The 9,682-nt window shown below is 72.0% G+C and carries 11 protein-coding genes and 1 pseudogene; 8 read left to right on the top strand and 4 right to left on the bottom strand.

Annotated elements, in window-relative coordinates; all coding sequences use genetic code 11:
- Positions 1-203 (bottom strand): hypothetical protein (locus AB0P35_RS40530; protein WP_363521309.1); only part of this gene is annotated, 203 nt, incomplete at its 3' end.
- Positions 204-466: 263 nt separating this feature from the next.
- Between AB0P35_RS40530 and AB0P35_RS40525 the strand changes: the two are divergent.
- Positions 467-615: pseudogene (locus tag AB0P35_RS40525) on the top strand (beta-glucosidase); the annotation flags it as partial.
- 407 nt (positions 616-1,022) lie between these two features.
- Here the strand turns inward: AB0P35_RS40525 and AB0P35_RS40520 are convergent.
- Together AB0P35_RS40520 and AB0P35_RS40515 are read right to left on the bottom strand one after the other, a co-directional pair.
- On the bottom strand, positions 1,023-1,400 hold the full coding sequence (locus AB0P35_RS40520; protein ID WP_363521306.1) for a hypothetical protein: 378 nt from the start codon (positions 1,398-1,400) through the stop codon (positions 1,023-1,025).
- Between the two features lie 337 nt (positions 1,401-1,737).
- Positions 1,738-2,382, bottom strand: coding sequence for a class F sortase (locus tag AB0P35_RS40515; protein WP_363521303.1), 645 nt, complete (start codon positions 2,380-2,382; stop codon positions 1,738-1,740).
- A 561-nt stretch (positions 2,383-2,943) separates the two neighbouring features.
- Between AB0P35_RS40515 and AB0P35_RS40510 the strand changes: the two genes are divergently transcribed.
- The 4 genes from AB0P35_RS40510 (at position 2,944) to AB0P35_RS40495 (ending at position 7,173) form a co-directional block, all read left to right on the top strand.
- Positions 2,944-3,972 (top strand): ice-binding family protein, encoded by a 1,029-nt coding sequence (locus AB0P35_RS40510; protein WP_363521300.1) that lies wholly within the window; start codon positions 2,944-2,946, stop codon positions 3,970-3,972.
- Positions 3,973-4,096: 124 nt separating this feature from the next.
- Positions 4,097-4,825 carry a DUF5819 family protein gene (locus AB0P35_RS40505; protein WP_363521297.1) on the top strand — a complete coding sequence of 243 codons (729 nt, stop codon included), beginning with the start codon at positions 4,097-4,099 and terminating at the stop codon, positions 4,823-4,825.
- Positions 4,815-5,864 (top strand): HTTM domain-containing protein, encoded by a 1,050-nt coding sequence (locus AB0P35_RS40500; protein WP_363521294.1) that lies wholly within the window; start codon positions 4,815-4,817, stop codon positions 5,862-5,864. Before AB0P35_RS40505 ends, AB0P35_RS40500 begins: the two co-directional genes overlap by 11 nt.
- Before the next feature lie 589 nt (positions 5,865-6,453).
- Positions 6,454-7,173, top strand: a complete 720-nt coding sequence (locus AB0P35_RS40495; RefSeq protein ID WP_144298861.1) for a hypothetical protein — start codon at positions 6,454-6,456, stop codon at positions 7,171-7,173.
- 137 nt (positions 7,174-7,310) lie between these two features.
- On the opposite strand, the gene AB0P35_RS40490 is transcribed toward AB0P35_RS40495, so the two are convergent.
- The gene (locus AB0P35_RS40490) at positions 7,311-7,424 is read right to left on the bottom strand and encodes a PQQ-binding-like beta-propeller repeat protein (protein WP_363521312.1); all 114 of its coding nucleotides are present in this window, start codon (positions 7,422-7,424) and stop codon (positions 7,311-7,313) included.
- Between the two features lie 12 nt (positions 7,425-7,436).
- Here AB0P35_RS40490 and AB0P35_RS40485 point away from each other — a divergent pair, with 12 nt between their 5' ends.
- The 3 genes from AB0P35_RS40485 (at position 7,437) to AB0P35_RS40475 (ending at position 9,207) form a co-directional block, all read left to right on the top strand.
- The gene (locus AB0P35_RS40485) at positions 7,437-7,757 is read left to right on the top strand and encodes a hypothetical protein (RefSeq protein WP_095877755.1); all 321 of its coding nucleotides are present in this window, start codon (positions 7,437-7,439) and stop codon (positions 7,755-7,757) included.
- Positions 7,758-8,251: 494 nt separating this feature from the next.
- Entirely contained in the window at positions 8,252-8,776 is a 525-nt protein-coding gene (locus tag AB0P35_RS40480; RefSeq protein WP_095877756.1) for an STAS domain-containing protein, read from the top strand.
- The gene (locus AB0P35_RS40475) at positions 8,773-9,207 is read left to right on the top strand and encodes an ATP-binding protein (RefSeq protein WP_095877757.1); all 435 of its coding nucleotides are present in this window, start codon (positions 8,773-8,775) and stop codon (positions 9,205-9,207) included. The genes AB0P35_RS40480 and AB0P35_RS40475 overlap by 4 nt, the downstream gene beginning before the upstream one ends.
- Positions 9,208-9,682: the final 475 nt, after the last annotated feature.

Here is a 9,682-nt window from a genome sequence, read left to right as displayed (position 1 = left end):
GTGCCGAGGGCGGCGAGATTGCGGATCCAGTGGAAGGTGTGGGCCTTGCTCTCGCCCTCCTCCGAGGTGAAGGAGTTGTCGGCGCGGAACGCCGCGAGGGCCTTGTCGCCGTCACCCAGCGCGAGGAACTCGTACCAGATGTCCGTCCAGATCGTCGGCCGGGTGTGGCCGCTGTTGGTGAGCATGTCCTGGTAGGCAGGCATTCCTTTTCGCACGCGGGGCACGAGCACATGGACGCCGGATCACCAGAACCCGGACGGAGCCTTGCGGCGGCCTGGGGTCCAGGGCCCGCCGGAATGTCTGGCGGATTGGTTGCAAGCCCTTGACGCACTGCCAGGACGAGGGGCGCGGCTCTTCGTTCTGAGAGCGCTGGCTCGGGACACCAGCGGTTGGACGAACCGCTTCGCCGAGTACGCGGCCGCCGCCCGCCCGTCGCTTCGGCGACCCGATCCCCACCCGGACGATCCTCGACGAGCCGTGGTGCAGCGCTGTCCCCGGCTACGGCAGCGCGTGCACGCACCGGGCCGGACGGACCCGGCCGCCGCGCGGGCCACCCACCGCCACCTGCTGCTGGCCCGCGATCTCGGCGCGGCCTCGCTGCGTGCCGGACTGCCGACCGGGGCCTTTCCGTCGATCTCGGGTCGGACTCCAACCGCGGGACCTGACATTGGGAACCGGCAGAAGGTTCAACCGCACGAGTGGCGCGGGCGGAGCTTGGTGGGTCCGCAGGCCCGCGGGGCAGCGGTGGCCGGCCGAGTACGCGCGCCCCGGACGGGCCCGCCGTGCGGACTCCGGACACCGGTCAGGGGCTGGCCGCGCTCATGGGTCCGCAGCCAGCCCTTGTGAACCTGGAGTCGCCCGTCCGACGCCCGATGTCGGCGCGGACTGCGCCGCGCGGGCCGTCTCGTCGCCATCTCGTGCGATCACTGGTCCGCCGCCCGGCCCAGCGGGGCCGCGCCGGCGCCCCTACCGCGGTCGGAGCGCAGGACCGCGAGCGAGGCCGGGTGGGGGGTGCCGGCGCCTCAGCGGTGCTTGGCCTTGTCGATGACGGGCTCCAGGGTGCGGCGGTCTTCGGTCTGGGGGCCGAAGGTGAGTTGGGTGTGGCCGGTGGCGGCGGGGGCGAGGTTGGCGACGCGGGCGGTGACGGCGCGGATCCGGGCCCGCTGGAGGCCGAGGGAGGCGAACGGGGCGTAGAGGGTATCGGCGAGGCGGGGGGTGTGATTGGTCGCCTCGCGCAGGGTGCGGGTGGTGCTGCTGCGGTCGGCGTAGGTGATCTGGAGCTCGATGGCGCGGCAGGTCTTGTGCTGGCTGCGCAGGCGGGCGCCGAGCTCGGCACGGCTGTCGGCCAGGCGCCGCCCCTGCGACCTGGCCCCTGCGGTACCGCCGTTCCTGATGGCCATACACGGCACCTCCTTGTGCCGGCCCCAGCCCGCCGACATGCCCCCGCGTCATCGGCCACGCCCGGCGCCCACCCGACGGGCGCCTTGCCAGGGTTGGGTCGGTCAGACGGAGTGAAGTGCTCGGTGCCGGAGGACGCCCTTCAGGACTACCGTACGGCGCGGCTGGGAGGCTGCCCACGGGCCCCGGGAGCCGTTCACCGCCCCGCCGCGCGCGGGTGGTCCGCTGTCGGCGTGTCACGGGCGCAGCCGGGCGAGGGTCGGTGCCGATGTGCCGGTGGGCTTCGGCGCAGTGGCGCGCGGCGTGCGCCGCCCGGTCGGCTATCGGGGCGGCTGGTGGTCAGGTCTCGGTGCGTGCCAGGTGGGCGTAGGCGACGACGTTGCCCTGGTAGCCGGTCTCCTTGGTGAAGTCGCCACCGCAGGTGATGAGGCGGAGTTCCGGCCGGCCCGTTCGGCCGTAGACCTTGTCGCTGGGGTAGTGGTCCTTTGGGTAGACCTCGACTGCGTCGACCGTGAAGACGGCGGTGGTGTGGTCCTTCCGATCGATGTCCACCTCGGCTCCCGGGTGCAGGCGGCCCAGAGCGTAGAAGACGGAGAGCCCGCGCTTGTTGTCGACGTGGCCGGCCATCACGGCGGTGCCGTCCTGGCCAGGTGCAGCGCCTGCCTGGTACCAGCCGACGAGGTTGTTGTTGTCGGGTGGAGGTGGCTGGAGTTGGCCCTTGGCGTCGAGGCCGATGGGAGTGACGGGGGCTTCGACATCGATGGTGCGGATGCGGATCCGGGTGGGTGGCGAGGCGCTCATGGCGGGGGTCGCGGGTGTGGCTGCCGCCTGGTCGGTGGCCTTGGGGGACGTGGAGAACATCTGTGCCGCGGTCGGCTGGGGTGGCAGTTCGGTGCGGTGGCCTTCCCTGACGAGCCACACCCCGGCAGCGAGAATCAGGGAGGCCGTGACGATCGCGGCCCACAGCACTCTGAATCCGCGCACTGCCGTCTCCTCGTCCGGGTGTGAGCGTCGCCTCGCCGCGACGCGGAGGAAAGTGTCAGCGGCCGGCCCCGGCGAACTCGGGGCCACCGGGATGGGCCGATCCGAGGTTCTCTCATCGTTTCATCCGATGACAGCGCAGTGCGGTGACACCCCGAGACCGAACGGGTGATGCGCACACATCGGATCACTGCCCGACCCACTGGGCCGGGCCGTCCATTGCCTGATGGCCAGTCAAGCACTGTGCAGGACTGCACTGCTGATCACGAAGAGTCACCCGTATGCACCGGCCTCAATGGCATGGACGCGCCGGTCGACCGCATATCATATTTGTATGCGATCTCCGTTCGGAGGGCTGAGTATAGACGGGGAAATCGTCATTGTCGCCCCACTTTGTAGCCCTGGCATGAGATCTCACGTCTTCGGTCCCTTTAATTCAATTCCATTAGGTCCTCCCGAGAGATTGGCACCTAAATGAACTCGGCTGTCTCGGCACCACCTTCCCGTCGCGGGTTCACCGCCCGGTTCTCCGCGGCGCTCTTACTGACCGTCTCCGCCGCGGGGATGGCAGTTCTGCCGACCCCCGCCCACGCGATCGGTGTGGCGGTGCCGCTCGGGACGGCGGACAGCTTCGCCGTCCTGGCCGGCCAGTCCGTCACGAACACCGGCCCGAGCACGATCACGGGGGATGTCGGGGTGAGCCCGGGGACCTCGGTGACCGGCTTTCCTCCCGGCACGGTGAACGGTGTCATCCACTCCGCCGACGCCGTCGCACTGCAGGCGCAGACCGACCTGACCGTCGCTTACAACAACGCGGCCGGGCAGGCCTCGGACGCCAGCATCTCGGGCGACCTCGGCGGCCAGACGCTCGATCCGGGTGTGTACACCGCGTCCTCCTCGATCGGACTGACGGGAACGCTGACTCTCGACGCCCACGGCGACCCGAACGCGGTGTGGATCTTCCAGGTAGGCTCCACGCTCACCACCGCCTCCGCGAGCCAGGTGCTCCTGGTGAACGGCGCGGCGCCCTGCAACGTCTTCTGGAAGATCGGCAGCTCGGCCACCATCGGGACCAACTCGACCTTCGTCGGGAACATCCTGGCGCTGACGTCCATCTCAGCCACTACCGGGGCGACCATTGACGGCCGGGCCCTGGCCCGCAACGGGTCCGTCACCCTGGACACCAACACCATCACCCGGGAAACGTGCGCCACTGGCGGCACCACCGGCGGCACGACCGGCGGCACGACCGGCGGCACGACCGGCGGAACGACCGGCGGCACGACCGGCGGAACGACCGGCGGCACGACCGGCGGCACGACCGGCGGAACGACCGGCGGCACGACCGGCGGCACGACCGGCGGAACGACCGGCGGCACGACCGGCGGAACGACCGGCGGGGCCGGCAACGGTGGGGCCGGCAACGGTGGTGGCCACGGGCGGCCTCCCGTCGGCGGCGTGGACACGGGTGTCGGCGGCTCAGTCAGAGGGCCGAACACCATCGAGATCGCGGCCGGCGCCGCTCTCATCGGACTGCCGCTGGCGGGCGCCGGGGTCTTCGTCCTGCGCCGACGCGCGCGGTCCGTCTCCTGACCCACGACCAGGGACGGGCGTGAATGTCCCCGCGCGAGCGACCTCGCGCGGGGACATCACCGCACGTCCGCCGGATACATCCACACACAGACACGCGCAGGTGCAGGCCCGCGGAAAGGGAGCGATGAACGACACCGACCACAGCGGAACGCCATTCGGATGCCCCGTCATCTCCCCCGCAACGGAGGCCACACCGACATCGACCGGCCCGGCGGGGACCTCACACCCGGACCCGGCCCTGTCACTGCCGGCCGCGATCACGGTGGCGGTCGCGACCGTCGCGTGCGTCATGGCGACACTCGCCCATGTCTGCCTGGTGTTCCTGCACGTCGCACCGTCCAACGCGGTCTCCCAGCAATACCAACGGCAGATCGATACCTGGATCTACCCCTACTTCGAGCAGAACTGGCAACTGTTCGCCCCGAACCCCGAGTCGGTGCGCTGGCAGATCTCGGCCCGTGCATCGACGTCGGCCCCGGACGGTTCCCGGCAGGTCGGCGCCTGGCAGGACCTGACCGCGATCGACGAAGCTGCCGTACGGCACAGCGCGTTCCCCAGCCACACAGCGCAGAACATGCTGCGCCGCGCGTGGGCCGCCTACCTGGAAACGCACGGCCCCACCGACCGACCCGCCACGGAACGTGCACGGATGCTGCAGGAGTACCTGGCAAACATCGCCGCCCGGCGCCTGGCCGGCAACACACCGCCCGCCCTCGACGCCGTCCAGTTGCGCGTCACCGGCACGCCGGTCGCACCACCCGGGCGATCGACCCCCCGGACCGCACCCTCCGGCAGCACGCCCTCTAACGCCAGGTACCTCCCCTGGTGGCAGGTGGAATCCCATGACCGCTGACCCCCGCCACGACCCCGTCACCCGCGCGTTCGCCTTCCTCACCGAACGCGCCGTGTCCCTGCGCGCCGCCGCCCTGCTCAGGATCGGCTACGGGCTGCTCTACCTCACCTTCCTGCTGCGGGAGTTCCCGCACCGCGACGAGATCTGGGGGCCCGGCTCGCCGTGGACACCGGAACTCGCACGCGAACTCCAGGCACAGAACGGCGAATTCACCCTCCTCACCCTCTCCGACAGCAGTACCTGGTTCGAAGCCTGCTACGTGCTCGCCCTCGTGACGTCCGCCCTGTTCGCCCTGGGATGGCACACCAGGGCGGTCTCCGTCCTGTTCGCCCTCGTGGTGACCTCGTTCCACAGCCGCGCCGTCCTCATGACGGACGGCGGCGACAACCTCATCGCACTGATGGCCGTCTACCTCGCCCTCACCGCGTGCGGCCGCCGCTGGTCGCTGGACTCCCGCCGGGCACGGTCGGCCCGTCCCGCCTCCGGGCCCGTGCACCCCTGGCGCCGGTACGCCGAGCCCGTCCGCAGCCGAGTGGCCGTCCTCCTCCACAACTGCGGCATGTTCGTCATCGCCGCCCAGGTCTGCATCCTCTACGGTTCCGCCGGCCTATCCAAAGTGCAAGGCAGCCTCTGGCGCGACGGCACCGCACTGCACTACGCCCTCCACCTCGACCTCTTCCGACCCTGGCCCGCACTGTCGGCACAGGCCGACAGCCACCCGCTGCTCCTCACGGCGGTCTGCTACCTGACCGTAGTCGTCCAGGTCGCCTTCCCCTTCACCCTGTTCAGCAAGGTCAAGTACACCGCTCTCGCCGTCCTGCTCGGCATGCACCTCGGGATCGCCCTCCTCCTGGGGCTCCCCCTCTTCTCCTTCGCCATGATCACCGCCGACGCCGTGTTCCTCCCCGACGCCCTCCTCCTACGCCTCGGCCGAGCCGCCCAAGCCTCCGTGCGCAGGGCCACTCCCCGAACACCCATCCCCGCACCCACCCCACCAGCCCTGAACACACCCGCCCCCCGAATCCCCGAAGGCCATTGACCGGAGCACAACCCGAACGGTCCGGCCTCCAGCGGCAACGGCCCGCACGGCAGTTCCGAGGCCGCCGCCCTCCCGCGCGACGACAACCAGCGACAACCAGCGGCAGCCCCAGGCGGCGGCGCAGCGGCAGCAGCACGAGAACGGGCGGCAGCGGGCGGCGGGGCCGACAGCGCGCCGGGCATCGGCCAGGCACAGCGGCAACACGACGGCCCAGCGACCGATGCCAGCCCGGCTCAGCGACGGACCGGCCAGCGGGCGGCCGGCGGCACACCGCGGGGCGGACGACAGCCGAACGGCGGCGGTACCGGACGGCGAAAGCCCGGTACCGCCGCCGGAAGACGACCAGCGTCCGGGCGGCGAACGGCGCGACGGCCCGGCGGGGCACCCCGGCGGGCGGGCGACCGACAGCAGTACAGCGGTCCGGCAGCGACGGACCGCCCGGCGGGGCGGGCAGGCGACAGTCGGGACCCCCGTGGGCCGGCCGGGTGACCTGCCGCAACACCCCCGCGGCGCCCACTCTCAACCCCAGTACCCCACCGCAACCAACCCGGCGGGCCTACCCACGGGGAAGAAGAAGAGGGATGGCCGGATGTACCCGGTCCTCACCAGGACCTGCGCACTCGCCACCGCGGCCGCCGCCGTCCTACTCACCACCGCCGCCCCGGCCGCCGCATCGGGCCGGCGCAGCAGCGACGCCCGTACCCACAACTGGTCCGGCCCGAAGATCTGCATCGCCATCGACGGACACGACAACTTCGGCCGGCGCCTCACCGTCACCTGGACCAACCCCGGCAGCACCAAGAGAGCCACCGCGCTCCTTCACGAAGGCGACCGGCAAGCCGAGGTCCACCAGCGGACGACCGCAACCGCCCACGGCTGGAAGATCACCGCCGAGTGGACCGACATCCGGGTCGCCCGGGGCCGGCTGTGCGGGTCGTTCACCGACACCCCGAACGTGTGGGCCTGCACCGACATCCACACCGCCGGTGCCTACACCACCTGCCCCCCACGCCCCGCCATCCTGAACGGGACCGGGCGCGAGCCGTCGAGACGCAGCACCACGACGGGGGGCGAGGAACAGCAGGCCGCGAGCAGGAACCCGGACCGGGGAGCAGCGCCACAGCGTGCCCCGGGGCCGGACCTGCGGGAAACGCGCCCAGGCCCGCAGCGAGCGGCACAACCGGCCAGGCCCACCCCATCGCCCACAACCAGCCCTTCAGGCCATGTGAATCAGGTGCAGCAGGGCGCGGGCCAGCCCACCGACCGGCGTGGAGGTGCCCGCGTAGATGGCCGCGCGCTGGCCCGGTGAGCCAGGGCGGCCGTCCATCCGGCGGCTGTCAGGGTGTTGCGGCTGGGGGTGGATTTCACGAATGGTGTGATGGGCACTGTCGCTGACGTAGAGGTTGCCGCCGGCGTACTGCAGGTCGGGGAACAGGTCGCCGCCAGCTATGTGACAGGTCCAACGCAGGGCATCGGTGGTGGCGTCCAGGCGTAGATTGTGCCGCTGCGGTTGCCCACGTAGACGGTGCCGTCGTGGTAGGCGACTCGTGTCTCGGTGATGGCGCCGGTGGGATGGGCCCACTCGCCGGCACCGAAGAACGCTGGCAGCAGATCGAGAACCGGCTCGCCTCCATCGAGCGCCGAATCCAGGAACAGAGCAGCACCGCCATCGCCACCCTCGACGCCTGTCTGGCCAGACTCGACGCCCTCCGCCACACACTGGTTCACCAACCCTGGCCCCCGCAGACCATCCCGACGCCTGCGGCCCCTCCGACCGCCCCGCCGCAACAACCAGCGCACACGGGAAGCCACCCCCGCCGGCGCACGCAGACCGCCCCGGACGCCCCGCAGCACGGCCTGGCCGGCAGTCACCAGGCCGCCGTACCGGCGTGAGAGGAGAGCCCGCACCACCAGTCAGCGAGACAACACCCCAGGGCGGGCGCAGCCGACATGCCGCGTCCGGTCACAGTTCGAGGACGGGGCCGGAAGCCAGGGCTGATCACGGCTGTATCCGGTCAGAGGACCGGCAAACGGGCCATCAGGAGATGTCCGCACCTTTGGCGGTGATCCTGATCGGCGGGGCATCACAGCCCGATGGGGGCGGCAGGTCTGGCAGGAGCGGTGTCGGCCGGCGAGGCGGCCGCCCAGGAAGCAGTGGCGCCGGCGGCAGCGGTGCGGTTGCCGTGCAAACGGCGGTCATGATCTCAGCTCTCCTCTACTCGACCCCGCCCGTAACAGCGGCTACCCGAATCCGCCCCCGCCACCCTCGGCTTCGGCCGCCAGCTGTGCCTGTGTGAGGCCGGTGTCGCGGCCGCCCGACCGCCCTCGGATCACCAACCCGCGGCGCCCGACCCTGCCTCGCCCATCGCGACACCGGAGCCACCCCTTTGCTCCACGACCTGCGCGGTGACGGCAGGGTCAGCCTCTCGCGCCCCACCTGGGGCCCGGTGGTGTGCGTGTTCGCCAGCGACCTGCACCACAGCACCGACGACCAGGCGCAGCAAGCGCTGGACAAGGCGCTCGGCGAACTCCCGAAGGTGCTGGCGGTCGATCTGAGCGGGGTGGAGCTGCTGGCCTCCGGCGGGCTGAACGCCCTGCTGCGGGCCCGGACAGCGGCCGCGGACCGGGCGGTGCCGATGATCCTCATCGCGCTGAGCGCCGGGGCGCGCCGGGTCCTGGAGATCACCGACACGGCCGCCTTGTTCCCCGTGGAGGCACGGCCGAGGACGCCGCCCGGCACGGCGAGGATGCGGCCGTATCCGGCGCGTAGACGGTGCCGGGCCGGGCAGGCGCCTGATTCGGAGAATTCTTCGGCCCTCGACCGGAAGCCGTCATGTGCCCCTCCCCTCACCCCGTGGTCTCGGACCGGCGTCGACTGGACTTCCTTCCCGGCGGGGAGGCGGACTGTGTGAGCGAGGGCCTGGAGTTCACCCGCACCGCCCTCGCCGACTGGCACCTGCCCAGCACCGCCCACCAAACGGCCGCCGACGCCGTCCTCGTCGCCGCCGAACTCCTCGCCAACGCCACCGACCACGCCGGACACCCCCTCACCCTCCAACTCCAGCGGTCGCCAGGACGGTTGCGGATCGCCGTCACCGACCCCAGCCCCACCCCGCCGCGGCTCGTCGAGCCGCACCGGCCGCAGACCCCGCACGGACACGGCCTGGTCGTCGTCGACCGGATCACCACCCACTGGGGCTGCACCCCCGACGGCAACGGCGGCAAGACCGTCTGGGCCGACCTCCCCATACCGCCCTCGGCTGCCGACCCCGCGGCCGAGCCGGACTCCCGGCCCGCGCACCTGGCCGCACTGGCCGACCCCGACCCGCTCCTCGACAACTGACCCCTCCTCGGAGCAGGCCTGCAGAGCGCACTCACCCGCGCGGCGCGACTTCCTGCCCGAGTCCGGGCCCGCCGGACCCAGCCACTGCCCGGCCGGACCACGCCCAGGCGCCGGCTCCTCGCCCCCGCCCTGCATCCGGTCGAGCTCCAGCAACACGTGCACCGCGGCCGGCCGCCGCAGCGGCCGACATCGCCGCCGTCGCTGCCTCGTAGGCGCCCTGCCGGTCACCCGCCGCCCACGCCCGGGCCGCCCGGTCCACCCCCACCCGCAACTCGGCCAGGCTCGCCCCCGCAGCCTCCGGCACCGACTCCCGTACCTCGCCGATCCCGCCATCATCACCCACCCCCCGCACACCCGCCCGGCTGTCCGGGCCGGTCCCATCGGCGCCGCGGCGAAGGAGTACGCCGGCGACATCGTCTCCTACCGGAAGACCGACGCCGACCACGTCGAACTCGTCACCAAGGAGCCCAACGGC

The sequence above is a fragment of the Kitasatospora sp. NPDC085879 genome, from assembly GCF_040686255.1.
Lineage (GTDB): Bacteria > Actinomycetota > Actinomycetes > Streptomycetales > Streptomycetaceae > Kitasatospora.
This window is presented reverse-complemented; position numbering and strand designations above follow the sequence as displayed.